General features: G+C 47.8%; 21 protein-coding genes and 5 pseudogenes. 14 read left to right on the top strand and 12 right to left on the bottom strand.

All coding sequences use genetic code 11. From position 1 onward, the window contains the following. Positions 1–14 precede the first annotated feature (14 nt). On the top strand, positions 15–779 hold the full coding sequence (locus tag DA718_RS25255; protein WP_112216424.1) for an SDR family NAD(P)-dependent oxidoreductase: 765 nt from the start codon (positions 15–17) through the stop codon (positions 777–779). A gap of 46 nt (positions 780–825) precedes the next feature. Continuing rightward, positions 826–1,245 carry an RbsD/FucU family protein gene (locus DA718_RS25260; protein ID WP_112216403.1) on the top strand — a complete coding sequence of 140 codons (420 nt, stop codon included), beginning with the start codon at positions 826–828 and terminating at the stop codon, positions 1,243–1,245. 40 nt (positions 1,246–1,285) lie between these two features. Here DA718_RS25260 and DA718_RS25265 read toward each other — a convergent pair whose 3' ends face one another. Then, entirely contained in the window at positions 1,286–2,320 is a 1,035-nt protein-coding gene (locus DA718_RS25265) for a LacI family DNA-binding transcriptional regulator (RefSeq protein WP_112216402.1), read from the bottom strand. Positions 2,321–2,709: 389 nt separating this feature from the next. Here DA718_RS25265 and DA718_RS25270 point away from each other — a divergent pair. From DA718_RS25270 to DA718_RS25280, 3 genes and pseudogenes are all read left to right on the top strand, one after another. Next, positions 2,710–3,075 (top strand): annotated as a pseudogene (locus DA718_RS25270) (hypothetical protein); the annotation flags it as partial. A 197-nt stretch (positions 3,076–3,272) separates the two neighbouring features. Further along, positions 3,273–3,840: pseudogene (locus tag DA718_RS25275) on the top strand (YagK/YfjJ domain-containing protein). 237 nt (positions 3,841–4,077) lie between these two features. Further along, on the top strand, positions 4,078–5,001 hold the full coding sequence (locus DA718_RS25280) for a hypothetical protein (RefSeq protein WP_112216400.1): 924 nt from the start codon (positions 4,078–4,080) through the stop codon (positions 4,999–5,001). 193 nt (positions 5,002–5,194) lie between these two features. On the opposite strand, the gene DA718_RS25285 is transcribed toward DA718_RS25280, so the two are convergent. Genes DA718_RS25285 through DA718_RS25300 form a run of 4 tightly spaced genes read right to left on the bottom strand, consistent with a single transcriptional unit; the run spans position 5,195 to position 8,522 of the window. Beyond that, entirely contained in the window at positions 5,195–5,572 is a 378-nt protein-coding gene (locus DA718_RS25285) for a Rid family detoxifying hydrolase (RefSeq protein WP_112216399.1), read from the bottom strand. Positions 5,573–5,611: 39 nt separating this feature from the next. Further along, positions 5,612–7,777 (bottom strand): acetate--CoA ligase family protein, encoded by a 2,166-nt coding sequence (locus tag DA718_RS25290; RefSeq protein WP_112216398.1) that lies wholly within the window; start codon positions 7,775–7,777, stop codon positions 5,612–5,614. Positions 7,778–7,801: 24 nt separating this feature from the next. After that, a complete protein-coding gene (locus DA718_RS31080; protein ID WP_112216397.1) occupies positions 7,802–8,020 on the bottom strand; it encodes a 4Fe-4S binding protein in 219 nt (72 codons plus the stop codon). Continuing rightward, positions 8,013–8,522: a 2-oxoacid:acceptor oxidoreductase family protein gene (locus tag DA718_RS25300; protein ID WP_221888564.1), complete on the bottom strand. Its 510-nt coding sequence runs from the start codon at positions 8,520–8,522 to the stop codon at positions 8,013–8,015. The genes DA718_RS31080 and DA718_RS25300 overlap by 8 nt, the downstream gene beginning before the upstream one ends. An 814-nt stretch (positions 8,523–9,336) precedes the next feature. On the opposite strand from DA718_RS25300, the gene DA718_RS25305 reads away from it, so the two are divergent. The 7 genes from DA718_RS25305 to DA718_RS25335 all read left to right on the top strand — a co-directional run bounded on the left by DA718_RS25305 (position 9,337) and on the right by DA718_RS25335 (position 17,593). After that, positions 9,337–10,389, top strand: coding sequence for a proline racemase family protein (locus DA718_RS25305; protein WP_112216395.1), 1,053 nt, complete (start codon positions 9,337–9,339; stop codon positions 10,387–10,389). A 180-nt stretch (positions 10,390–10,569) separates the two neighbouring features. Further along, positions 10,570–11,952 (top strand): MFS transporter, encoded by a 1,383-nt coding sequence (locus DA718_RS25310; RefSeq protein ID WP_112216394.1) that lies wholly within the window; start codon positions 10,570–10,572, stop codon positions 11,950–11,952. Between the two features lie 155 nt (positions 11,953–12,107). Beyond that, positions 12,108–13,130 (top strand): hypothetical protein, encoded by a 1,023-nt coding sequence (locus DA718_RS25315; RefSeq protein WP_227016031.1) that lies wholly within the window; start codon positions 12,108–12,110, stop codon positions 13,128–13,130. A 1-nt stretch (position 13,131) separates the two neighbouring features. Further along, positions 13,132–13,899, top strand: coding sequence for a thiamine pyrophosphate-dependent enzyme (locus DA718_RS25320; protein WP_112216392.1), 768 nt, complete (start codon positions 13,132–13,134; stop codon positions 13,897–13,899). A 258-nt stretch (positions 13,900–14,157) separates the two neighbouring features. Further along, positions 14,158–14,949, top strand: a complete 792-nt coding sequence (locus tag DA718_RS25325; RefSeq protein ID WP_112216391.1) for an IclR family transcriptional regulator — start codon at positions 14,158–14,160, stop codon at positions 14,947–14,949. 510 nt (positions 14,950–15,459) lie between these two features. After that, positions 15,460–16,452 (top strand): NADH oxidoreductase, encoded by a 993-nt coding sequence (hcr, locus tag DA718_RS25330; RefSeq protein ID WP_112216390.1) that lies wholly within the window; start codon positions 15,460–15,462, stop codon positions 16,450–16,452. 157 nt (positions 16,453–16,609) lie between these two features. Next, positions 16,610–17,593, top strand: coding sequence for an ornithine cyclodeaminase family protein (locus DA718_RS25335; RefSeq protein ID WP_112216389.1), 984 nt, complete (start codon positions 16,610–16,612; stop codon positions 17,591–17,593). 248 nt (positions 17,594–17,841) lie between these two features. Here the strand turns inward: DA718_RS25335 and DA718_RS25340 are convergent, their stop codons facing one another. The 3 genes and pseudogenes from DA718_RS25340 to traF all read right to left on the bottom strand — a co-directional run. Continuing rightward, positions 17,842–18,195 carry an RrF2 family transcriptional regulator gene (locus DA718_RS25340; RefSeq protein ID WP_112216388.1) on the bottom strand — a complete coding sequence of 118 codons (354 nt, stop codon included), beginning with the start codon at positions 18,193–18,195 and terminating at the stop codon, positions 17,842–17,844. Positions 18,196–18,237: 42 nt separating this feature from the next. Further along, positions 18,238–19,065, bottom strand: a complete 828-nt coding sequence (locus tag DA718_RS25345; protein ID WP_112216387.1) for a 3'-5' exonuclease — start codon at positions 19,063–19,065, stop codon at positions 18,238–18,240. Between the two features lie 55 nt (positions 19,066–19,120). After that, positions 19,121–19,735 (bottom strand): annotated as a pseudogene (traF, locus tag DA718_RS25350) (conjugal transfer protein TraF); the annotation flags it as partial. Positions 19,736–19,801: 66 nt separating this feature from the next. Here traF and DA718_RS25355 point away from each other — a divergent pair. Continuing rightward, positions 19,802–20,251 (top strand): annotated as a pseudogene (locus tag DA718_RS25355) (transposase domain-containing protein); the annotation flags it as partial. A 346-nt stretch (positions 20,252–20,597) separates the two neighbouring features. Here DA718_RS25355 and deoA read toward each other — a convergent pair. The 3 genes from deoA to DA718_RS25370 are packed head-to-tail and all read right to left on the bottom strand — an operon-like array spanning position 20,598 to position 24,054. Continuing rightward, positions 20,598–21,911 (bottom strand): thymidine phosphorylase, encoded by a 1,314-nt coding sequence (deoA, locus tag DA718_RS25360; protein ID WP_112216385.1) that lies wholly within the window; start codon positions 21,909–21,911, stop codon positions 20,598–20,600. Positions 21,912–21,934: 23 nt separating this feature from the next. Then, positions 21,935–22,828, bottom strand: a complete 894-nt coding sequence (locus DA718_RS25365; RefSeq protein WP_112216384.1) for a nucleoside-specific channel-forming protein Tsx — start codon at positions 22,826–22,828, stop codon at positions 21,935–21,937. Positions 22,829–22,869: 41 nt separating this feature from the next. Continuing rightward, positions 22,870–24,054 (bottom strand): NupC/NupG family nucleoside CNT transporter, encoded by a 1,185-nt coding sequence (locus DA718_RS25370; protein ID WP_112216383.1) that lies wholly within the window; start codon positions 24,052–24,054, stop codon positions 22,870–22,872. 233 nt (positions 24,055–24,287) lie between these two features. Here DA718_RS25370 and DA718_RS25375 point away from each other — a divergent pair, with 233 nt between their 5' ends. Further along, positions 24,288–25,073 carry a GntR family transcriptional regulator gene (locus DA718_RS25375; protein ID WP_112216382.1) on the top strand — a complete coding sequence of 262 codons (786 nt, stop codon included), beginning with the start codon at positions 24,288–24,290 and terminating at the stop codon, positions 25,071–25,073. A 272-nt stretch (positions 25,074–25,345) separates the two neighbouring features. Here the strand turns inward: DA718_RS25375 and DA718_RS25380 are convergent. Next, positions 25,346–26,023 (bottom strand): annotated as a pseudogene (locus DA718_RS25380) (IS3 family transposase); the annotation flags it as partial. Positions 26,024–26,213: the final 190 nt, after the last annotated feature.

The following is a 26,213-nucleotide window of genomic DNA, read 5'->3' on the forward strand; positions in this document are numbered from 1 at the left end:
AACGGGAGTATGAAATGGGATTATTAACGGGTAAAAAAGCGTTTATTACAGGTGCAGAACAAGGCATTGGTAAAGAGAGCGCGAAAAAACTGATTGAGGCGGGATGCGATATTTATATTCATTATTTCAGTGGCGAAGAAGGCCCACGAGAATTAATGGCGCTCGCCGAACAACAAGGCTGTCGGGCGGCCTGTGGTTTCGCCGATTTAACCGATGAAGAAGACGCAGCCCGCTGTGTGGCGCAGGCAGCGGAATTCCTCGGCGGTATCGATATTCTGGTCAATAACGTCGGCGGCATTATTGCCCGCAAATGGCTGGGTGAGATTGAGCCACATTTCTGGCGCACGGTCATCGACGTCAATATGACGACGATGCTGAATGTCACTCAGCAGGCATTACCGTGGCTGAAGGCCGCGCCAGACGGCGCCAGTATTGTCAACCTGGCCTCTCTGGCCGGACGCTCTGGCGGCCATGCGGGCTCTCTGGTCTACTCCACCACCAAAGGCGCGGTGCTGACCTGGACTCGCTCGCTTGCCGCAGAGCTCGGTGAACACGGCATTCGCGTCAATGCCGTTGCGCCTGGCTTGATTCTCGGTACGCGTTTTCATAATCAGCACACCACGCAGGCCTCTGCCGACCAGACAATCCAGGCCATTCCTCTGGGAAGAGCAGGCACACCGGAGGATGTGGCAAGGGTTATCTGTTTCCTCGCCTCTGAATATGATGGTTTCGTTTCCGGTGCCACTATCGACATTAACGGCGGTATTTACCGGGCATAAAAATGTGGCGGGCGATGATGCCCGCCAGTTTTAAAAGGTATGACATATGATCAAGTCAGATATTATTCATCCTGATTTATTACAGGCACTGGCACAGTGCGGACACAAGGCGAATATTTTAATCACCGATGCCAATTATTCTTTTTTAACCAATACGTCTGCACAGGCACGGATTATCTGGCTTAATTTCACTCCAGGGATGATCGGTAGTGTCGTCATTCTGGAGAAAATTCTCGGCTATATTAATGTGGAAAAAGCCACCTTAATGGCAAGCCCGGCGGATTTTGATAATACGGCCGAGCGTGAATACCGCAGCATGCTTTCTGAGGCGATCGAGTTTGAGTATGTTGAACGAAACGCGTTTTATTCGCTGGCCAAATCGTCTGACACGATCCTGGTCATCGCCTCCGGCGAAACCCGCCGCTTCGCCAATATCCTGCTGACCGTGGCCCCAACGCTGGTATGACAGAGCGAGAAGAACGTATCGTTCTTCTCGTGCCATGCCGTTATCGTACCGATTGTCGGGAAACCAGCAACGGAGGAAACAGAAACTCCTCTGGCGGAATGGCCGGATTTTCAGTCCGCTCAATCAACCGCTCAACCATCACTTCTGCCATCTCCCGAAGCGGCGGCATGATGGAAGTCAGACCGGGGAAAACCAGTCCGGAGAGCGGAATATTGTCGATGCCCACAATAGAGATTTGTTCCGGCACCTGGATCCCTGCCTGATACAGACCAGCCATCAACCCAATGCCCAGCGCATCGTTGATCGCCACGATGCCATCCGGGAACACCGGCTGCTGGCTGATTTTTAACGCCAGCGCCCGCCCGAGTTCTGTCATTTCCGTGTCGCCATAGGCCGCCATGGCCTGGCCTTCAACGATCATCCCTTCGCGATAAAGCCCGTGGTCTTGCACCGCGCGGAGAAAACCCTCGATTTTGTGCGCACGGCTGGGGGTCATCCCTTCCACCGTGGCAAACGCGAGGCGACGGCACCCCTGCGCGATCAGATGTTCTGCCGCCATTCTCCCTGCATCAATGTTATCCATGGATACGCTGTCCAGCGCAAAATGATCCGATTGAGCACATACAGGCATACGGCCATCATAGTTCACCATCACCATGCCCTGCTCTGCCGCTCGCGCAAAATGCGCTTTTTCAATATCGCAGGCGGCAACGATAATCCCGCGGACGCCGTGGGAAAACATGTCGTCCAGAAAGGCTTCTTCTTCTTCAATCTGTCGGTAGGTATTTCCAATCAGCACCCGCAGTTGGCGTTTTTTGGCGGCCAAATCGACTTCACGGGCCAGTGCGGCAAAACTGGGATTCACAATGGACGGCACCAGCAGACCAATCATTTTGGCTTGTCCAGTCTTGAGCTGTTGCGCTACCCGGTTTGGAAAGTAATTGAGCGTCTGCATGCTCTGCTGGATACGCGCCAGAGTTTCAGCCCGCATTTGATCGGTCCGGCCGTTGAGCACATTGGATACCGTACTAACGGAAACGCCAGCATGCTTTGCGACATCACGAATATTCGCCATACATCTCCTTTGCGGCAATTGATGAATGGCGGAAGACACTCATACCCGGCATCACCATCTTCTCAGGAATTATGAACTACAACGGTTTAGTGTAACGTTACAGGCAGCGCTGTCAATGCAATGTGTCAGGCAAGAATAAGCAAGTGAATCGCTAGCTTAACGAGCACGCTTCCGATAACGGTTTCGTCATTTTCATTTCATCTTATCGGTCCAAAAGATTTAATCTGGCAACCAACAGAGCGTATGTTCGTGCCCTTCACACTCCGCCAATTGAAAAACTCGTCTCCGATCTCGTCATAGTATCCTCTGTGCTGAATTATGATTTCCTATCTGGACTGACCCCGCCGTGAGGACAGAATTTGTCTACGGGCGTGGGGTCAGTCCAGACTGTTAATGAAGACCTGAGCGTCAGTTTATTTACCCAGGAGCATCTGCTGGCTCACCATCCCATGCTGGAGGGGATTTTGCTGTCTGAGTGCGTGCGTTTAAAACAACGCCCTCTGGCAAATAAGCTCATCAGTTTGTTCCGCCAGTTCAGCGGTAGTGAGCTGCATCTGAAGTTGGTCTGGCTGTGCTGGTACGATTTGATGCTGGGGAATTGCCTTGATGACTGGACCGACAACCTCAGGTTCAAAAAAGACAAAGAGATGGATATCTGGATCAATGACCGGCAGGCTGAAAACCCTGCGCTGACCAGTCTGATGGACGAGTATGTCTGCTTTGCATGGCGGACGACAGCTGAACCACTGAGTTAGGCTTCATCCATAGTCCTGCAAGGGATTTGAGGGGCATTGAGGAGTGAAAATTAATTTAGGTTAATTAATATAATTAATAGGCACTCCCTTTTTACAACCATCCCCCTAATCCATACAACTCCTTCAGCCATGACCCTTCCTGAAGGCTTGGTGTATTCCACTGGCTGGCCCTCGCCAGCACTAAAGAAACTCATCCTATGCAAAATAATCAACGATGGGAGCCAGACTGGTTTCTACAGTCACTCCTGAACAACCATATCGACAAACTGGTAGAGCGCTATTCCTGCCTGCGGGCACTTCGAACAGATCTGTTTTATCAAGATCATACCGCTAAGTTTTTCCTGCGGGATCACCAGCAGCTCGAATGGGATATCCGAAAGCTGATGAACCGTATGATGCAACTCGACGCGATGGTCGGTTTCTTCTGGGTTATCGAATGGACCGAAGACCACCACTACCATGCCCACGTCGTGCTCTGGCTGGATGGTAGTAAAACTCAGAATACCTATCCCTGGGCGCAGCAAGCCGGTATGTACTGGAGTGATATCGCTGACCGGGATGGCTGGTATCACCGGTGTGAGTTTAAAGAGCATTACGAGGCCAATATCAACATTCCGGTACGCTACAGCGACCCAGACAGTATCGACAACATCCGTCAGGTACTGGCGTATATGACCAAAATCCAGCAGAAGCATGGCCTGCCGCTCTACGGCTGCCGAAGTACCACCGCACCCACTGACGGGACGACCACGACGCAGTCTCTGAGAGTTTTTTACGTCACAACGCCTTAATGTGACAACCAAAGAACAGTAACGACAGTCCACACGGGCTTACTTCGCTTCCTCTGATAACACTTAACTAATCCGCCATTCACTCACTGACTATGCTGCCCATACCGGGACGGCTGACGCCTACGTGTTGTCTGGCGGTAAGGAACTTTAACCCAGCAGGGGGAACGCCCCTGCGGGCCTCCTGCTTTTTCAGAACAAACAGGAGTTAACCATGTGCATTATTCATGAATACATTCAGCACGCTTACCGTGCAGCTCTGGCTTTTTCACCAGATTATGATGATATCTACTGGCGGCTGGACGAAGACAGCAACCCGTACGTAAACACCCGAATTCTTTTCAGAAAGGAAATTCTCAGTGAAATTATGGAGCATATGCTTTCCGGGTTAAATTCGGAGGAAACGGCAATAACACGCAGCAGGAACATACTGAAACTCTGGATACATGCGACCGACTGGCTGGCGACTCAAACCGAATATGTTGATCATATTCCACGGGTCCACCCACAGGTTAGCGGCCGCACAGATCAGCTACTGCGGGCGGATATTCTTCCGCTTTACGAGCTTGACGATGAAACGTTCAGGGAGGCCACCGGCCAAACCGATATTCCTCAATGTGATGTCATGACTCTGGAGCAGTTCAGGAAGAGCGAACGCTACTGGATCCATTTTATGGACTGGCTGGAGCGCGCGGTACGGGATGCCTCCGACCGATGTTGCCGACAGCTGACAAAATTCGTCAGCCGCTGCTCATTCGAGGAAAGGCAACTCAGAAGCTGGAAAAGTGCCTTTGGCGAAATTCGTCTTCATATGAGCAGCCAGGCTATCGAAGATATCGATATCATGGAATTCGATGATGATTACCTAACTGGCTATATTGATTCAGTGGCTAATGGCGTCTTCGTGCCCGTGATATTCAATGTTTCAGTGCATTACCGAAGCGGCGCAGCTGTAGCAAGATTTTCCGGCGATGCTGATGTCAATGACCTGGAGCATCCGAACGCAGCTGATTATAGCAGCGTGGTGGATGATGCCATTGAATGGATCCGGCTGGAGGTGGATGAACTCCGCCAGTTGACGGAAATCCGAGAAACATCGGCTAAAGAAGATATATCGGTAAGACGGCTGGCGGCCTAATTTTAGGTTGGAAGTACTAAGCACTCCTTAGGGAGTGCTTATGTATTCAAGAAATTTTTTAACATATTCCAATCCATCCCGACACTGAGCGGTAAATTTTATTACTCTGATTCATTACCTTAGATAATTAATCTAACCGTAATTTAAAAAGACCAGGCTCACAGGATAAATAGAAATTAATCACGCTAGAAAATCACGAAAACTCCGCTATAGCCTCGATTTCCAACAGAGCATCCTTGGCGATACGCCTGACTTCTACGGAAGCTCTGGCAGGTTTATGGGCACCAAGATAATCAGCGTATACTGTGTTGAAGCCACTAAAGTCATCCCAATTTGCGAGGTATACGGTTGTTTTAACGATGTTATCCAGTGTTAAACCAGAAGAGTTGAGTATAGAGACAAGATTTTTCATTGTCTGGGTCGTTTGTTCAGATATGTCGCTACCCACAACATTACCTGTTGCAGGGTCAAAAGGAACCTGCCCTGAGATAAATAAAAAATTACCGCTTCTGACCGCATGTGAATAGGCACCACAAGGTGCCGGACTCTGTATATCGTTAATAAATTCCATTATATATTCCTTGAATGCTAAAACGCGGAATGACTAATATTATTTTCCATCGGTTGAATGAAGCACAATTCTGGCATCAACAATATCAATCCCCTTCTCGGTCGCGAATATAGGATTCAGATCGACCTCAGCAACATCAGCAAGCTCCGCCACCATCCAGGAAAGTCGCGATACAGCACTGGTGATAGCGGAAACATTCACACCTTGCTGACCACGAACGCCCTCCAGCAATGGGTAGCCTTTAATTTCACGGATCATACGCTCTGCTTCTGGGGCATTTACCGGAGCAACACGGAAGGCAACATCTTTCAGTACCTCCACAAAGATCCCCCCTAAACCAAACATAATGGTTGGGCCAAACGTTACGTCATAGCTGCTACCAATAATGCATTCCACACCGCCCGCCAGCATTGGCGTCACCATAACACCGTAGATTTCGGCACGAGGATCGTAGCGTTTAGCATTAGCAATCAGCGTATCAAAAGCGGTGCGCGCTTTTTCCGGTGAATCGATATTGAGAAGCACGCCGCCCGCATCAGTTTTATGAAGAATTTCCGGCGAGACGATCTTCATCACCGCTTTACCGCTTGCGATTTCCTGGAACATTCTGGCTGCTTCATCAGAATCTTTTGCCAGCCAGTGCTGCGGAAGCGCAAAGCCATAGGCGCGTAAAACATCGCGCGCCTCCGTTTCAACCAGGTTAACGCGACCTTGCGAACGGGCTTTATCAAAAATCGGCTGTACAATAGCAAGGCGATCTTCCGGTAGTTCTGGTGGAACGGCGGCCAGTTCTTCGCGAATTTTCTCCTGTTTACCGGCATACCCCAGCAGTGCTCCCATTGCACGCATAGTGGCGTCAATCGAACCGTAAACAGGGAAACCATTTTCAGCGATATACTTCAGACTCTCAGGTTGCTGCGGTTGATAGATAGAGTGCATAACGACAGGTTTATCAGAAGCAGAAACCCTCTTCACCAGGCTTTTTGCGACATCTATCTCCAGTTGCCGAAACTCTTCGGAAAGATCGGCATAGCCACCGTATAAACCAACGATGACCAGACCATCAACATCAGGGTCAGCCAGCAATACTTCGGCGCAGCGGTCGAAGACCCACATGTCGCCTTCAGGCGTACCAGCAAGATCAACCGGATTTTTGATCGGACAATGAGGCTTGAGAATGGCGCGAATTTTTGTTTGTGTCTCTTCGGATAACACGCAGGCATCAAGATTAAAGCGTTCTGCCATATCGGTCGCCATGACGCCGTGACCGCCGCCATCGGTGAGGATAGCAATACGATTGCCTTTCGCCGGTTTGCAACGAGCAAAGGCTTCTGCAACATCTAATAACTCATTTGGACTATCAAGCCGGATAACCCCTGCCTGGTTTAACGCGGCATCAAAAACTTGTTCACTGCCCGCTAGCGAACCCGTATGAGAAACGGCGGCACGAGCGCCGGCTTCACTTCGCCCAATCTTAATAGCCAGGACAGGTTTGCGCAGCGTCGCCTGGCGGGCTTTCTCGAGGAAGGAACGCCCATCATCAACAGAGCCAACGCGTAACCCTTCCATATACATCATCACAACGCGAGTCGCTTCATCCTGCCCCAGATACTCGACAAAGTCGGCAAAACGCAGATCAATCTGATTACCAATGGTCGCCCAACAGCTATAGCCCAGGCCACGGGTTTTAGCATTAAAATTAACATCAATACCGAAGTTGCCGCTTTGCAGCACCAGTCCCATATGCCCTTTATCCAGGTCGATGATGCTGGCATTCAAATTTACCACTGAGCTGAATAAGCCCATGCAGTTTGGCCCCATAATTCGCATTCCGCTTTTGCTGGCTATCGCCAACATTTTCTGCTCAAGCGCTTTCCCTTCTTCATCCACTTCGCCAAAGCCTGTTGCAACAACAATCGCAGCCTTAACCCCCTTCGTGACGCACTCTTCAATAACGGGTAAGATCGCTTTAGGGGCAACGCTAATGATTGCCAGGTCAACGTCACCAGGAACATCAGAAATCGAGGGCCAGGTTTTATGGCCCAGAATAGACCCCACAGGTGACTTAGAAACTAAGTAAAGTTCCCCCTGAAAGTTGTTATCAATCAGGCTTTTTGTCGTCCAGTAACCATATTTCGTTGTATTAGAAGATGCGCCAATGAGGGCAACGCTTTTCGGCTGAAAAAGAGCGGTCAAATCTGACATGGCTTAATCCTTAAAAAAGTACAATTAGCAATTAACAACGCCAATAGCGACGTCGGGGCAAACAATTCGGCAAATGTTGCATTTAATGCATTTTTCCGGAGCCGACTGAACCACAAATGCGTAACCTTGCGCATTGAGGTTTTCTCCGACGGATAATGTTTTGCTCGGACAGACGGAAATACACATGCCACATGATTTGCAGCGTTCACTGAGGATCTGCAGGGTTCTGGTATCATTACTCATACACGGCCTCCTGGTCGGCTATTTCGAGGCCTTTATTTAAAGCAGCAATATTGATTTCAAGCAGCGCAGGTTTTTTCTTACCAAGAATCTCTTCAATTGCGGAAATTATTGATGCAGGTTTCAGCATTTTAGTTTTACCAATAATCGCACCGAGCAAAATGATGTTCGCCACGCGAATATCGCCAATCTCTTGCGCCAACTCTGATGCAGGTATAGCTATCTGCTTAATGCCATGCCTTTCAGATTGTATTTCAATTAAAGAACTATTGATAAATAACTTTCCGCCCGGCTTCATTCCTTCGACAGCGTTTTGGTATACGCTTTCGCTTAGCGCTACCCCAATATCTGCATCCGACTCCACGATAGGACTTCCGATAACCTCATCAGACAGAACAACATAGCCCGTTGAATCTCCACCACGCTGTTCGATACCGTAGGTTTGAGTCATGACAACCTGTTTTTCATCTTTAATACAGGCAAGACAGATTAGCTTTGCAATCATCCCGGCCCCCTGTCCACCGGATCCGGAAAACGCGCACTTATATTTCATCGTGTTGCTCCCACTTTTTTGCTCATTTATTTTTTACATTTAAATAACATTTACCCAGTAAAGAGAGGGGCGAGCATTCTGCCCTCCCAAAAAGGAATTCACCTCCTGACCATATCGCCATGAAATGAATATTCAGCCCCTGTTATTGCGCAGTCTCTCTTCAACATCGAGATATCGAAACCATTCTGGTGTGCCTCATTCAGCCACATTGCGGCTAACCTATTAACAAATCTCAGTTATATCAAAATCGTTTAATACCGAATTAAGTTACGGCGTTCCGTTTTATTTATACTCCTCCGCACTTTTAGTAATGTCAAGAGCCGATACTTTTGGTTGAGATAAATATCTCGTTAAAAATTACGCTGACTTAATACGACTGGAGATCCATTTCATTCACGCGAATTGTGAATGAAATGTTTAAATGATTATCCAAAAAAACTATTTCACAGAAGTAAATTCACGCTTTATTTACATACTCAAAATCCTGTCCTCCTCCAATCTCGCGACTTATGCGCACCATCACAAAAACCATATTAATCATATTGACAACCTCCGTGCCGGAAGAGCTAAATAATCGCATCGTAACTTATTTCGGAACACCGTAACTTATAATGGCATGGAATTAGCTATGTAAGCAGAGGCCGACTCAACCTGGCGGCGGTAAAAATTGCAGTTCGTGGCCAATTCTTGTCGGGGACGAACAAGAATGGCGGCGAGCTTCTGAATACTCTTGTTTAAAACTGAAAGAAGCTAAAAGGAAAAAATTATGAGCTTTAAAAGAATGTTTTACGCTGTAGAAACTCATGCTGGCGAACCTATGCGCGTAGTAACCGGTGGGGTACCCCATATTCCAGGTAACACCGTTTATGAGCAGATGCAGTGGCTGAAAAAAAATGATGACCAAATCCGCAAACTTATGCTGCGCGAACCTCGCGGTTACCCGCCGCTGTGCTGTAACCTGATTGTGCCGCCGAAGCATCCTGATGCAGCCATGGGCTACATTATTATGGAACAGGTTGAATACCCGGTCATGAGCGGCGGCAATACCATTTCTGTCGCTACAGTTCTGCTGGAAACGGGCATGCTGCCAATGCAGGAGCCGGTCACCGAGTTCATGCTGGAAGCGCCTGCCGGATTAATCGGCATCCGGGCTGAATGCCACAATGGCAAAGTCACTAACGTCACGTTCAAAAACGTTCCGGCTTTCGCAGCTCATCTGGATGCCGTTATTGATGTGCCAGAGCTGGGTAAAGTCACTGTTGATGTCGCCTGGGGCGGCATGTTCTATGTTATCGCAGATGTTCGCCAGTTCGACTGGATCAAGCTGGTTCCCGAGCAAGGCGCTGAAATTGCACGTGTCTCTTCTTTAATACTGAGAGCCGCCCAGGATCAATTGCCTGTCGAACATCCGGATTACCCGGGCGTCGGCATTACCATTTCTCAGCTGTCTGGCCCTGCTGATAATCCTGATTCAGACTGGAAAAATGCGGTTACTGTTGCAAGCGGAGACGTCGATTTTGCCAATCCAGCAACCTGGACCGGCGCTATTGACCGCTGCCCATGCGGAACCGGCACCTGTGCCAAAATGGCCGTACTGCATGCGAAAGGCAAGTTGGGATTGAATCAGGCATTCCGCCACGAAGGTATCCTGGGGAACGTCTTTACCGGCCACCTCGTTGAAGAAGTACAGATTGGCAAATACAAAGGCGTCGTTCCAACCGTAGGCGGACAGGCCTGGATTTATGGATACAGCACCTATGTTCTTGACCCGACAGATCCGTTCACTGAAGGTTTTACTGTCGGAGATATTTGGGCCTAATCCTCGCTAAGTCACAACAATCGTTACTTATTAATAGACTCTCACCTCTCGTGTAGAGAGGTGAGTTGCCAGGGTTTCCTTTTTCGCCTGGGGGCATTTTTATCGTGAGTTATTCATTTATCGCCGGGATAAGTTTCGAAAAAGGTCAGACCAAATAACGTAACCATGAGGTTATTTATAATGAACACCGGTCAACATTCGGGCATCAATTTTGAAGATGCGCCGCTATCTCCAGTCCATAAAAAAGTCGCTACGGGCGTATTTCTGGGGCAAGTCACTGATGGTTTTACGCTTAGTATTGTCGGTACAGGTATTGGTTATGCCACGAAGTCTTTAAACCTCACTGATTTCTGGGTGGGGTTAATCAGCGCAGGGGCTTTTATCGGGATTCTGTTTGGCAGCCTTTGTATAGGACCGATAACGGATAAAATAGGAAGAAAACTGCTTTTCAGCGTAACCATGTTGATATTCGCAGTTTTGTCCGTACTACAATTTTTTATCTCCGACCCTTTATTACTCACCATTGTTCGTCTGGCAATAGGGGTAACTATCGGTATTGACTACACCGTTAGTGCAGCGCTTTTGACCGAATGGACACCCAAGCGCTCACGAGCACGCATGTTAAGCTCGTTATTAATTTTCTGGATTGTTGGATTTGCCGTCGCTTACGCCGCTGACCTGATTGTTGTCGGTATGCCACACCTGGGTGAAGATAGCTGGCGCTGGATCTTATGTTCATCAGCCATCCCAGGAGCTCTGGCTTTTATATGGCGTGCCAGCACAGGCATTCCTGAGTCCCCAGGCTGGCTGGCAAGAAAAGGACGTAAAGAAGAGGCATTGGCTTTAATTCATAATCATTTAGGTACTCAGTATTGCCTGCCTCAAGATGAGCAGGGAGCTTCAACCGAAAAAGGGGCACCATCCGTATCCTGGTTCACGCTATTTGGCCCGGAATTACGCCATAAAACGTTAGTCGGTGGTATTTTCTACGCCTGTCAGGTTTTTCCTTTCTTTGGCATTGGGATATTCCTGCCTCTGGTACTGGCGAATCTGAATATTGAGAACCCACATGCGCCGGGCATTCTTTATAACGTTAGTATGGTTATTGGTGTGGTATTTGGTGTCTGGCTTGTTGATAAAATTTCACGCAGAGCCTATCTGATGTGGACATTTTATATTTCAGCCGTGATTCTGACGATTATCGCACTCTGGCACGGTATGCCTCCTCTGCTGCTGGTGATCATGCTGTCTGCTTTCGCGCTGGTACTTTCCTGCGCAGCGGTACTGGAAAATACCTATCCACCTGAACTTTTCCCTACAGAACTTCGCGGCTCAGGCGTTGGTTTTTCTATCGCTGTAAGCCGTCTTGGTGCCGCAGCAGGGACATTCTTACTCCCCGTAATTAATACAAATTACGGTATTTATGCCTCTCTGGGTAGTTGTGTCGTCGTTCTCTGGTTTGGCACGTTTGTTTGTCAGTTTTGGGCACCAGAAACCTCAGTACATTTTCAAAAAGCCTCAGAAGGGAGTAGCAGCGGAGTAACAGAAAAAGTCCATCCCTAATTGTGGAAAGCTAATCATCAACAGCAAATATGCAATGTGAGATTTTATTGTGAATCGCTCCGCCAATAATGGCGGAGCAAATAATAAATAAAATGTGAGACAACAGGATGAGCGAAACATTATTTTTAAAAAATACTGAAACATTTGCCGAAAGCATGCTCCGATGCGGAGTTCGTTGCCACTTTGCCTATCCTATTACTCCGGCAACAGATGCCATGAAGTATTCAGCATGGCGTCAACCGCAAAAAAATGGCCGCATGGTGCAGATGGAGAGTGAGTTGGCCGTGGCGAATGCGTTGGCGGGCTATGCGTGCACCGGTAAACTGGGAGCAACAACAACCTCCGGACCAGGAATGACGTTGATGCAAGAGACGCTCTCCTTTATGGCCGCAGGTGAACTCCCCGCGTTGTTCCTTGATGCTATGCGCGTGGGGCCGGGGGACGGCGATATTCTTGGCGCGCAAAGTAACTACTTCCAGGCAACCCGAGGAGGGGGGCACGGTGATTACAGAGTTATCGTACTCGCCCCATCCAGCGGTCAGGAAATCGCCGATCTTATGCCGCATGCGGTAAAACTCGCCTACACCTGGCGAACTCCGATCTTGTTTGTCGTCGATGGCGTGACCTGCCAAATGACGGAATCAACGACCTTCCCGGATGAACACGATTACAGCGCCGCATTTGATACATCGGATTGGGCCATCACAGGGACAAAAGATCACGCAAAACGGTTCCTGCTTACCGGTAGTTATAATCATGAGCAGGGATACGACATGAACGAACGACTGCGCCATAAATACGAAAAAATCAAAACGCAGGAACAACTCTGGCAGCAGGAAGAGGTGGAAGACGCCGAAGTGCTGGTTGCTGCTTTCGGCATCCACGGGCGCATGTCAAAAGACCTCGTCTCTTCTCTGCGCGCAGAAGGGAAAAAAGTGGGCTACATCCGCCCAATTACCTTATGGCCTTTCCCTGACAAAGCCTTTGAATCACTACCCTCCTCAGTCAAATCGATCCTCGTTGTTGAGATGAACCATGGTCAGATGGTGGAAGACGTTCGTCTTGCCGTTAACGGGAAAGTCCCGGTCCATTTCCTGGGCAAGACTGGCGGTAATTTCCCGATGTGTACGCTCGCAGACATGACGCGTGAAGTGAACAAATTACTTGATGGAGAATAAAATGCAGTCACTAAAAGACGTTTATGGTCAGACCCTCAAGTTTGACGAAAACTTCAGTTTTTGCCCCGGCTGCGGACATGGCATTGTGACCCGCCTGGTAGCAGAAACGATCGAACACTTCGGAATCAGAGAGAAAACGATAGCCGTTGCCGGGATAGGCTGCGGCGGTTTCTCTCATCATTATCTGGATATCGATGCAATAGAAGCCATGCATGGCAGGGCCCCTGCCGTTGCCATCGGTTATCAAATGGCTTTGCCTGATAATATTGTTTATACCTATCAAGGCGATGGGGATATGAGCAGTATTGGACTTGCCGAACTTTTACATGCCGCAAACCGGGGGGTTCCCATCACCTGTATCATGGTGAATAACTCACTTTATGGGATGACCGGGGGGCAGATGTCCCCGGCAACTCTTCCAGGACAAGTCACCACAACCACACCAAAAGGACGCGATCCGTCAATTCACGGTAATCCGCTACTGGTGCCGGAAATGATGCGCGCAATGAAAGGCGTAGCGTATCTGGCAAGGGAAACCGTTGCTGATTTTCAGGGGATCATGAAAGCAGAACAAAGCATACGCAATGCTTTTGAATGTCAAATCAAAGGATTAGGGTTCTCCTTCGTTGAAGTCATCGTTCCGTGTCCCACAGGGTTAAAAATGACGGCAACGGACGCCTATGCATGGTCAGCAAAGAATGCTCTGGAGTGCTTTACTCCGCAGGTCTTTAAAAATTGCCTAGAACAACAAAAAATACCTGTTGCATAAGCATTAAACGCACATAGCTCATTTTGGAGAAAGTCGCATAATGCACTAACTTGTTGTTCCGCTTCAGCGTCGTGAAAACGACGTTGAATTCATTCATAATCAATTGCTAACATACTGAAGTGCAAGCGCTAACAATTTCCATCAAAAGGGCTTTTCAGTTTATTTACCACACTAAATGCAATAAAATAGGGAAAGGCTAATGAGGGAAGCGTATCTTGATTGCTTGTCGACACCATGATTTTGAAGGATACCCAGGTCATGTCAGAAGAAGATAAAAAATATTACGAAATTGGTTCTATAACGAAAGTCTGTACGCTAATCGAAATGCTTTCGACAAGAAAATCATGGGAACTTTCAGAGTTATGCCGTGCAGTCGGCATGCCGAAAACAACGGTACATCGAATGCTGCTGACGCTTGCCGATAACGGATACGTCGTACAAGAAAAACAGCGGGGGGAGTACTCTCTTTCGTTTAAATTATTTTCGATCAGCAGCAGGGTGATTAATCACTCTCAGTTGGTGGATATCGCGCGTCCTTTCTGCAAAGAGCTGCTGGCAGCGATTAATGAAACGGTAAACCTCTGCGTCGTTTCTGGCACAGAAATGTTGATTATTGATAAACAAGTTACCACCCAAACGCTTCGCCAGGACTCCATTATCGGGAGTTCTTTCTCTCTTATTCAGTCAGCTTCCGGGCGTGTGTTTCTTGCGTTTAGCGATGAAAATGAAGTCGATAAAACACTTCAGCTAATCGATAATAAAAAAATCCCCATCCCTGAACGTGAATCTCTGTTCAAAGAAATTGAGAAAATTCGCAAAGTCGGCATCGCTCACGATTATGAAGAGGTTTTCCAGGGCGTCCGTTGTATCGCAGCACCGGTCTTTAATTATGAAGATACTGTAGTTGCGACGCTCAGTATTTCGATACCCGTTGTTCGTCTTGATAAAACAACTGCGGCGAATATTGAGCAACAGCTTCTCACTACCGTTGGTCGAATATCACAACGTCTTGGAGCCTCAACGGCTGTCTTATCAAAACTGTTTATGTAAAAATAACAGTGTCTCTTTATTATCGGCAATCATCTGTTTTGATTGCCCACCTTCATTGCATTTAGAATATCGCTACACTAGCCCATCCTTCCAAGTGTACTTTAAATACTTCAGATAATCGCTTCTCTGATGAGATGCAAAATACCTAACGTTAATTCCTGTTCTGCAACTGAATACATTTCCAAAAATTTCCCCCACTGGAGAAATCAATAATAATTTGATTAAAATCAAAAAATCATTTAAATATACTTCCCTGAACAAATAAATAGCGATCAAGCTCAACACTGTATATTTCTAGTGTTGACACCTTTGAAATATTAGAAATATACTATTATTAATTCGGAACATCGTAACATAATACGGAATTTGATGTGATTTTCATTGGCGAATATGCTCTACCAGATCCGCCATTCTTGAGTCATATCCTGTATGCATAACAGCACAATCTTGATAAAAGCAATATTATCATATGGTTATACAAAATTCATGACTATTGTCTAAGGAAGCGCTATGTTATCTGCACCACATGCACTCTGTACTTATCGTATGCAAGTCCACCACATCGATCAGGAAACGGCTGATGTATGGACCTTATTTCTGAGCTGCAATGAAGGCTATGAGTACGAACCAGGACAATTTGCATTAGTCAGTATAAATAACAGCGAAACCCTGCGTGCTTATACAATCTCCTCTACGCCAGGAATTAGCCCTTATATTGCCTTAACAGTACGACGTTTACCTGATGGACTAGGTTCTCGTTGGCTCACCGGGCAAGTCAAAGCAGGAGACGACATTTGGCTATCGCAAGCCCAGGGAGATTTCACCTGTGCCCATCATAAGGATAAACGTTATTTATTCATGGCGGCAGGGTGTGGCGTCACCCCAATTATTTCAATGTGCAGATGGCTGGAGGCTAATCGCCCGCAAACAAACGTTCAGGTTATTTACAGCGTACGTTCTCCTGACGATATTATTTTTAATGAGGAATGGCGGGATCTTCAACGCTGGTTAAAGCTCACGATTTTTGCTGAACAAGGTGCAGAGGGAGATATTCTGTCCGGCCGCGTAACGCAGGAAAAGCTTGCCGAATTAGTCCCCGATCTTGACCAACGTCGGGTCATGGTTTGTGGCCCAGTCCCTTATATGGACCAGGTCGCCGCTGATACTACTGCGTTAGGTGCTACACAATACGAACAAGAGCAATTTCACGTTCCAGCGCTGGCAACCCCCAGTACAGGTGAAAAACTGCTAAATGTCACCGTCGCCCATCTGGCACAAGAGTTTCACGTACCAGCAGGTGTAACGTTGCTGGAGGCATTAAAGGGAAATAATGTGCCGGTCATGGCCATTTGCAACGCAGGCTTCTGTGGTAGCTGTAAAACCCGTGTAATACAGGGCAAACACAGCGTCAGTAGTACAACAACGCTGAGCGCGGACGAAATTGAACAAGGTTATGTTTTAGCCTGTGCGTGCCGCCTTGAAGGGGATATCGTCATAGCTTGAATTATATCGCGGGAGAGTCGCTGCCCCTATTGGGCAAAATTCTACCGTTCAGGCATGCGTAAATTTTTATGGCATAGGGAAAAAGGCTAATTAGTTATTTTAAAACTATTCAACACCTGCACTCCCTGCGTCATCGTATTGAAATCCAGGAAGAAAAATGTTGTTAATCAATGAAAAACAAGTCCAGGAAGTCGTGACCATTAAGATGACTCTCCCGGTGTTAAAAAAAGCCTATGAGGATTGTGTAAAAGGTGAGATTTATGCCGGGAATCGGGTTTTTATGCCCGTCCGAGGGCAGGAAAACGTAGGCCAGTGGCTGGTCGCCAATTTCACCAATGCCCCCTATTTTGGCTCTAAATTCTCGTCGGTATTCCCTGGCAATATTTTTAAGGGCATGCCAAGCGTTATGTCAAAAGTTAGCCTGTACTCGGCTGAGACTGGAGATCTACTGGCCTTAATTGATGCGAACTACCTTACCGCAATAAAAACCGCAGGAAGCGCAGCTATTGCAACCGATATTCTGGCCAGAAAAGATGCCTGCCGTTTGGGGATCATTGGCTCTGGATTGCAGGCATTCTCACAAGTGCTTGCCATCCAGGAGGTCCGTGAGATCAACGAGCTATATATTTTTGATATTTCATCAGAAAGAGTTAAGTCATTCATTGAGCATATTAAAAAAGTACAAAACAGGCCTTATCATATTATTGAGGCACGAACAGCCGATGATTGTGTATCATCCTCCGATATCCTGTGTACCTGCACGACTTCCCTGACCCCCGTATTCTCTGGGGCAAACGTTAAACCGGGTACGCATATTAACGCAATTGGTTCCTTTACCTCATTCATGCAAGAAATTGATGAGGAAACAGTCGTCAGGTCGGACAAAATTATTACTGAACACGTAGAAGGATTATGGGAAGCAGCTGGAGATATCATCATCCCTTTTGAAAAGGGATTAATAACAGAAGATAAAATCAATGGTTCAATTGGCGATATCCTGACTAACAAAATCTCAGGTCGTGATAACAATCAGCAGATTACCCTTTATGAGAGTGTCGGATCTGGGGTGCTTGATATTGCGCTCTCCATCGCTGTTTACGATTACTACCATGGAAGCGCCCAGACCCTTTGCGATCAGTAATGATATGGATCATCTATAGGGAAGAGTTCAGTCCAAATGTAAACACGAGGCTGTTCCTGTGATTGTTTCAACTAATTTGTAGTAATAAGAGCGAAGAAACCTGCTGCCTCGCCAGAAGTTTTCCCTACCCAACTGGGCATCAAGAGTAATCTTAGGGTACAAAACGTCAGGGCAGCCTGCACTCATAACCAACTGTCAGACAGTGCCGTACAGCAGGTACTGTCTGATAAACTCACCACGCATACAAATTATGCACAGTATCCCATACTACTTTTCTGTGAAGGTTCATTCATAAGAGAGTTCACTGGCAAATCTCCCATTTGATATATTATCGTATTAAAAATCAGCCCACTCCGCGGCTGACCTCCTGCCAGCAAAATATCTTTTATTTTTATGTCTTGCACCGTACGCGTAAGGTAGTATCCGCCGCCAGGCCCCATAACTGAGGCAATAAGACCTGCCTGCCGAAGGAGCCTGGCGATTTGCTCCAGATAACTGGTAGACATACCTATTTCTGCCGATAAGGTCCGAATGGTTTTAGTCTCAACACCCAGATTAAGAATAAATAATATCGCTATTTCATGTTTGTTTGTAATTTGCATCGTTCCCTCTCAATGCCAGGAACACCTAAGAAATAAATCAAATTATTCAGCAGAAAGCATCCTGTAATAGTCGGCTATAAAGGCAACCACTTCAGCAGTCACTCTGGCATCAGTAACCGCAGCATGCGCATGATCGGGCCATAAAACACCAGCCTGATGCGCTGCATTAGCCAGGGAAATAGATCCATAACGACTGGTGGCGCCAAAATAATCGGCTGCCAGATTCATGGCACAGAAGACCTGAATATTATCCAGCCAGGACGCCGGATCGTCGTATGCTACTGCGGTCTGTCTCAGAATGCGTAAATCATAATCTGCGTTAAAAATGACGAGCGGGTGGTTTCCTGCCGCCTGTAACAGGCGGGGAACAATGTCCGGCCATACAGGTTCGTCCGAAAGAGCCAGCACATCTATACCGTGAACGGCCAGGGCTTCTGGTTCGATAGAAACTGACGGCTTCAGCCGGGTTTCAAACACGACCAGTCCCTGAGTATCAACCAGGCCGATTTCGATAACCTGCGCATCTCTGCCAAGCCCCGTCGTTTCGGTATCGAGAAACAAGGGGGCTTTGTCCAGCCAGGATAATGCTCGTGCAGAAACTTGCCCCCGGGCACTGTTTAGTCGTGACTGCCGGGCCAGCCGTATGCCCGAGAGTCGTTGTTTTTCCGTTGGCTCCCGCTTCTTCCGCACAGAAACACAATCCGCAATACGGTAAACAGCATATTTACCATACTGGCCTTTATACCATTTTACTGGTGCAGCTCCCGGTGCTGGCTTCATTCTGAACTCATCGCGAAGGCGGCCACGGGTAAAACATTTATCAGCCTCTGTCGCTGCCTGGCGACGCGCCTTCAAATCCTCATCATCCATTACCGCCTTCCTCTCTGACTCGTTTGTTGATGGAAATTCACACTTATTTGTACTGTCAGAAAGTAAAGCTCAGCTGAGCAACGGCACCGTATGTCCGTTCCGTACCGGCCATACCGGAGATCTCCAGATGCACCACATCGAACGGCGACAGCCCCACCCCGGCAGTGAACACGTTGTTATCGCTATTGTGCATATCCATACGGTAACCCGTACGCAGCTGCGCCCACGACCAGGCGTCCAGTTCCGTACCCACACCGAAATACTGCGCTTTCTCATCTGATACAAAACCACTTGCCGGTGTCAGATCAACATCCGCCGCCACCGTGACAAAACCCTTGCTCCAGGCCGTGCCGATTGTCACCAGAGGACGGACTTTGAACGTATCCTTCAGTCCATTAACCTCTTTTGTGTCCACACTGCGTGAAACCAGGTTCTTCCCGGACAGGCCCACAGTCCATGACGACGTAATAAACGCCGCCACGCCGGCATCCACGTTCACTCCATTTTTCGTGCCGTGGCTGGCATCACTGCGAAAGTCCTGGGAGTCGTAATGACCAATATTCACGTTGTAGTTCCAGGTATCCACACGCTGGAATTTCGGCGTCACGCCTGCCGATACAGGGATCCCCGCAACGGTAAACGGGTGCGCCAGAGAGACGCCGACATCCGTCCCTGACCATGTTGTAGACCTGTTTATCCTGGTTGTTGCAGAATAATCCTTGTAAAATACAGGGTTATGAAGGACATCTCTTCTGACGACATCCTTCAGTTGAAACAGCGCCTGACCGAGCAAGAGGTGCTGGAAAAGCAGGTCGGGCGGAAACGCGAAATAGACCACCTGCAGGCGCAACTGGATAAACTGCGGCGAATGAACTTCGGCAGTCGTTCCGAAAAAGTATCCCGTCGTATCGCGCAGATGGAAGCTGACCTGAACCGGCTTCAGAAGGAAAGCGACGCCCTCACCGGCCAGGTGGATGACCCAGCGGTGCAGCGCCCGCTGCGTCAGACCCGCCCCCGTAAACCGTTCCCCGAATCACTCCCCCGTGGTGAAAAGCGGCTGTTACCCGCAGAGCCCTGTTGTCCGGACTGCGATGGTACGCTGAGCTACCTGGGTGAAGATGCTGCCGAACAGATGGTGCTGATGCGCAGCGCCTTCCGGGGGAGTAGGTCAGCGAATAAAAAGAACATTCGAAAAGAAAGAGCACCTGAGAGCGTTGTACTAAAGCAACCTGCCTTTGAGAAGACAGCATCTGTATTCGGTTATAACGAGATATTAACCGAACTTTCATCTAATACCAGACGACACCGGGACGCATTTTAAGCCGGAATGGCAGGGCTATCAGCCAACTGACAGTTAATCCTGCCAACAACTACCGACAACAAACCGAAAGTGTACACAGCTGTCTACCGATACCTGACAGTGCGCAATCACTAACAGCACGGTTAATATCATTAGTATTGAGATATTGAACAACAAATTCGCGCCACACAAAAAGAGGAGGAGACTGTCCTCACTCCTCTCATCAAATTAATCAGAAACGTGTTTTTTCATAAACAACAGGCGGTATCTGCGGCTGTTCCGAGCCAACAGAAATTGCCTCGATGAGCGAGTTGGCCGCCCTGTTCCATTCATCTTCAGTACGCGCGTGTATCGTGGCTAAGGGCATGTCTGGCGCGACTTTCTGCCCCACTTGCGCAAACGCCGAGAATCCAACCCGATAATCAATCGCATCTGATGCCTTCATTCTTCCACCACCGAGCGCAACAATCGCCAGGCCGATATCCCGCGTTTGTATCGCACTGATGTAGCCATCCTTTTGCGCCAATACAGGCCTGATGATCGGCGCGTCGGGGAGATAGTGCTGATAAGATTCAACGAAATCTGCCGGACCGCCCTGAGAAGTCACCATCCGGGCGAAACGCTCCAGCGCCGCGCCGCTGTCAAGCGCTTTTTGCAATCTTGTTTCTGCATCAGCGATATCACACGCCAGACCAGTGTTTAGAAGCATTTCTGAACTCAGCGCCATGACAACTTCATGCAATCGGGGATGACGATATTCCCCGTTCAGGAAACGAATGGCCTCAATAATTTCCAGCGCATTACCGCCGCTGGATGCCAGAGGCTGGCTCATGTCCGTAAGCAATACCGATGCCGGACAGCCCGCGCTTTGGGCAATCTCGCCAATGGTTTGCCCCAGGATTTTCGAACTGGCGTAATCCGGCATAAACGCGCCGGAACCGACTTTCACATCCATCACGAACGCGTCCAGCCCTTCCGTCAGTTTTTTCGCCATAATGCAGGAAGCGATCAGAGGAATGGATTCCACCGTCGCGGTGATATCGCGAGTGGCGTAGATGCGTTTTTCCGCCGGAGCAAACTCCGGCGTCTGCCCGATAATCGCCAGACCCGCCTCCTTCACGGTCTTTATCAGCAGCGGTTCATCCGGATAGATCTGAAAACCGGGGATAGACTCCAGCTTATCCAGCGTACCGCCAGTGTGGCCCAGACCGCGCCCTGAAATCATTGGAATATAACCGCCGCAGGCCGCAACCATCGGCCCCAGCAGCAGCGACGTCATATCGCCGATGCCGCCGGTAGAATGCTTGTCCACCACTGGACCGTCGAGCTGCCACTGCATTACTTTGCCGGAATGAACAATCGCCTGAGTCATTGCCAGCATTTCCGCACGGGTCATGTCGCGGAAAATCACCGCCATGCAGAATGCCGCGATCTGCCCTTCGGTCACAATATTGTCGCGAATACCATTGATGAATAACGTCATCTCTTCTGTGGTAATTTCAATACCATCACGTTTTTTTCGAATAATTTCCTGTGGTAAAAACATAACGACTCCATTATATCAATAAATTAAAAACTATAGCCTGCAACAAAATAGTAGCCCCAGCCGGTGGATTTTATTGCGCCACCGGGAAGACCAATATCCGCTCCGTCGTTCCATTGCCCGCCGTTATGAAAATAACGCGCGACAAACGAGTAATGTAGATGATCGTAATTAAGCGCCAGGACATGACTTGAAGCAATTGAATTGCCACTCCGCACCTGTTTCCCCGCCTCATCAACCCACCGACTGCTACTGTTCAGATTCGAGCCAAAATCGAAGTTAGTGAAGCCAATATAACTGACATCCCCGCCCCATAACTGGGTCAACGGCACGAAGTATTTTACTTTAATGCGATAGCCGTCCCAGCTATTTTCATTTGCTGCCTGATAATTTTCCCATTGGTATTTTGCGTAAGCATTAATGGATAAACTCATCGGCAAACCAGTATTGATATCGGTGCCAACGCCCATAAACCAAGTATTCTGCCGCCCGTTGCTGTTGTGCCCCATATCATAAATATAGTTATTGGCAAAATACCACTCTTTAAATGGACCAAAGCTCAGATCGCAACCGGTCAGTTTATCGATTGAAAAACGTGGTTCAATTTCCATAAATAGCGGCGAACCTTTATCCCATATTCCGCGATCCGGCGTATTACCCACACCAAAGAATTTAGGGACATCAACATAGCCATAAAAATCCAGCCAGTCTTTTTTGGCGAAGGCTTCATATTCAAGATAAAAATCATTATTAAGCTGTGGGCCAAAACGAGTATGGTAGCTGCCGACGACATTAACGCTCTGATGCCACCAGTCGGATAGATATTCAGCGTTTCTCGTTTCTCCGGCCTGAGCGCTGGCGGAAGCCACATAAAGCAACACACAGCAAGATGCAGCGAAGATTTTCTTTCCAGAGTCCATAAAATTACCTTACCTGTAAAATAAAATATGATTTCTAAGAACTACAGAATCAATCCGGCGATTGCGGCGGAAAGGAAACTGACCATTGTAGACCCAAACAACAAACGCAGCCCAAACCGTGAAGCAATATTTCCCTGATGTTCATCCACAGCTTTAATTGAACCCGCTACAATCCCGATAGACGAGAAATTAGCGAAAGAGACGAGGAACACGGAAATAATACCGATACTGCGCGGGGAAAGCGCTGAAACAATATCTTTCAATTGCAGCATAGCGACAAATTCATTGGAAACAAGTTTGGTCGCCATCACGCTACCGGCCTGTAGTGCTTCGCTTGTCGGAATACCCAAAATGAAGGCAAAAGGATAAAATCCATAGCCGAGAATATTTTGAAATGAAATATTGAACAGGCTTTCAAATAACGCATTCAACGCGGAGATCAGGGCGATAAAGCCAATCAGCATTGCAGATACAATAATGGCAACCCGAAAACCGGCAAGAATGTATTCACCAAGCATTTCAAAAAAACTTTGTTGCTGATGGCGAGCACCGAAATGGTTCTCCTCTTCTTCCTCTGCGTTGTAGGGATTGATAAGATTCAGAATCACAAATGAACTGAACATATTCAGAATAAGCGCCGCCACCACATAGCGCGGCTCCAGCATGGTCATATAGGCGCCGACAATAGCCATTGAAACCGTTGACATAGAGGTCGCCGCCATTGTGTAGATCCGCCGTGGCGACATCTTGCCGATAATATCCTTATAGGCGATAAAGTTTTCCGACTGACCGAGAATCAGGGAACTCACCGCATTAAATGACTCAAGTCTACCCATGCCATTAACTTTGGAGAGCAGCGTCCCAATCATTTTGACAACCCATGGTAGAACTCGGATGTGCTGTAATATCCCAATCAATGTCGAAATAAAAATAATCGGGCACAACACCTTAAGGAAAAAGAAGGCATAGCCCTTCTCCATCATCCCACCAAAGACAAACTCAGTGCCCTGATTGGCATAAATAAGCAGATTGTCAAAAAATTTACTGATATGTAGCACAATCGTCTGACCCACACTGGAGTTCAGCGTCAACCATGCCAACACCAGTTCAATAACGATTAGTTGAAAAACATAACGATAGCGGATCATTTTCCTGTTGCTACTGGCAACAATGCTAAGCCCGATGACCAGGCTAACTGATAACACAAAATGAATAATCGTACCCATTTTATCCTCACATCCCCGTTGATTAGCCACTTTAAAAAACAATTAATGTATAGTTGTATTATAAGTTGTATTTTTTAGTCATCAGGGTAAAGCTCGACGACGCACTTTTGTGACATAACTCCAGTTATTTTTGCATTGCGTATTACACGCACAAAAAGAAGACAAGAAATCAAATAATTATCAATAAGTTGCTAATTTTCCGAACGGATGTGATATGTGATATTGTCAAGCCTATGAATCCGGCAGCAGAGAGACGCTACGCCAGCGCAGATGAGAGGGGACCGATGAACGTCAAAGAGTTCAAACGCTCAAAACTTTATGTCAACGTGTACAATCAACTTAAAGAGATGATCTTCAAAGGCATCTACCCTGAAGGACATAAGCTACCGTCAGAGCCGGAACTGGCGCGCTTACTGAACGTCAGCCGTGTGACCCTGCGCCAATCGCTGGCGTTGTTACAGGAAGATGGCGTGATCGAATCCCGCCACGGTTCTGGCAACATCGTACTGAAAAGGGGATCCGACGGGAAAATGCTTCTCGACAGGCTGGCCTGCCCGCTCGATAAATGCCTTGCAGGCGGGTACGCGCGGCGCGAAATAGAAAGCGAAACGTTTCCCGGCGATCGGTTCGCCTGCGAGATTTTTGAGCGCGACATCCCGGTTTCAATTAGCGTAATACGAAAATTTTATCAGGGCGAAATCTGTGTCGCATTCTGCTATACCTCACTGCCTCCCGATTTAGCGGAGCTAAACAGTGCGGTGATTAACGACCCGGAAAAACTGGCGGATTTTATTGAAAACCAGTGTTATCAGCTGGCCCAGGCCTCGCATCTTGAGTTTAAGGTTACGGCACAAACCGACACCTTACGCCTTGCAGGAGTCGCCTCGCCAGATAAAAAGTACATGCTCATCACTGAAAAAGTCATGAATGCGATGGGTAAAGTGATGTTATTTAACAAATACTATATTCCAACCCAGAAAATGGTGCTGAAGATTAACCTGACCAGTAAACATGAGTGACCGCCTCCGTGCCCTTTGCAATCAGGCAAATAAGTATGTTTCAGGATGTAGCTATCTGTGTAGTGATGCAATGGATGTCCCTCCAAAAGTAGCCAGTGCCATACTCTTACTGGCTACATTTACTTTGGGAGTCATATCAAATGAACCCAAACAGAGTCATTGGCATCAATATCACCAAATTTACTGCGCCATACATCATACCCTCAGTATCCATACAACGTGCAGGACCAAACACAGATTAATCAGACGGTTTTCGTGTAAATAGACCCATTTTAGTTCCATGCATTTTTTGAGCTCCCGGCCAAATAATGGTGCTGCCGGTATTCCTCCGGTGTCATATTGTTCAGCGATTCATGCGGGCGTTCACAGTTATATTCTGACAACCATTTGTCCGTGATTTCCCGCACTTCATTCAGCGTTCTGAACAGATAAAAATCGAGTATTTCTGTACGGTATGTTCGGTTAAAGCGCTCAATAAAAGCGTTCTGCGTCGGCTTACCCGGCTGGATAAACTCCAGTTTTACTGCATGTTTCTCTGCTCATTCAGCCAGTGCCAGTGAGATAAATTCCGGACCATTATCCATGCGTAGCATGACCGGATAGCCGCGATTTGAAGCGATCCTGTCGAGTACACGGACCACGCGCAGAGCTGGCAGATTCAGATCGATTTCAGTCGACAACGCCTCACGGTTAAAGTCATCAACGACATTGAACGTGCGAAAACGACGACCACAGACCAGGGCATTATGCATAAAATCGACAGACCAGCTCTGGTTCAGCGCTTCCGGTATGGCCAGTGGCGAGGGCTTACGCACCGGCAACCGCTGTTTGCCCTTACGGCGAAAATTCAGCTTCAGCAGACAATAAATACGATGGATCCTTTTGTGATTCCACAGGTATCCCTGCCGCCGCAAAACCTGGAAAAGTTTTGGAAAACCGTATCGTGGGTAATCACCAGGAATATGAAAAACTTCGAGCCTGATTGCCCGGGATTGATTGAACATTAAATTGAGTGTTTTTCATACAACATTGTTGGCAGCGCCAACAGAATTGTATGTTTTTCGAACACATCATGTTATTTTATGACTAGCCAGCCCTGAATTTATGTGCCACTTGCTTTACCAGCGGATTTTTGAACGT

The sequence above is a fragment of the Klebsiella huaxiensis genome (assembly GCF_003261575.2).
Lineage (GTDB): Bacteria > Pseudomonadota > Gammaproteobacteria > Enterobacterales > Enterobacteriaceae > Klebsiella > Klebsiella huaxiensis.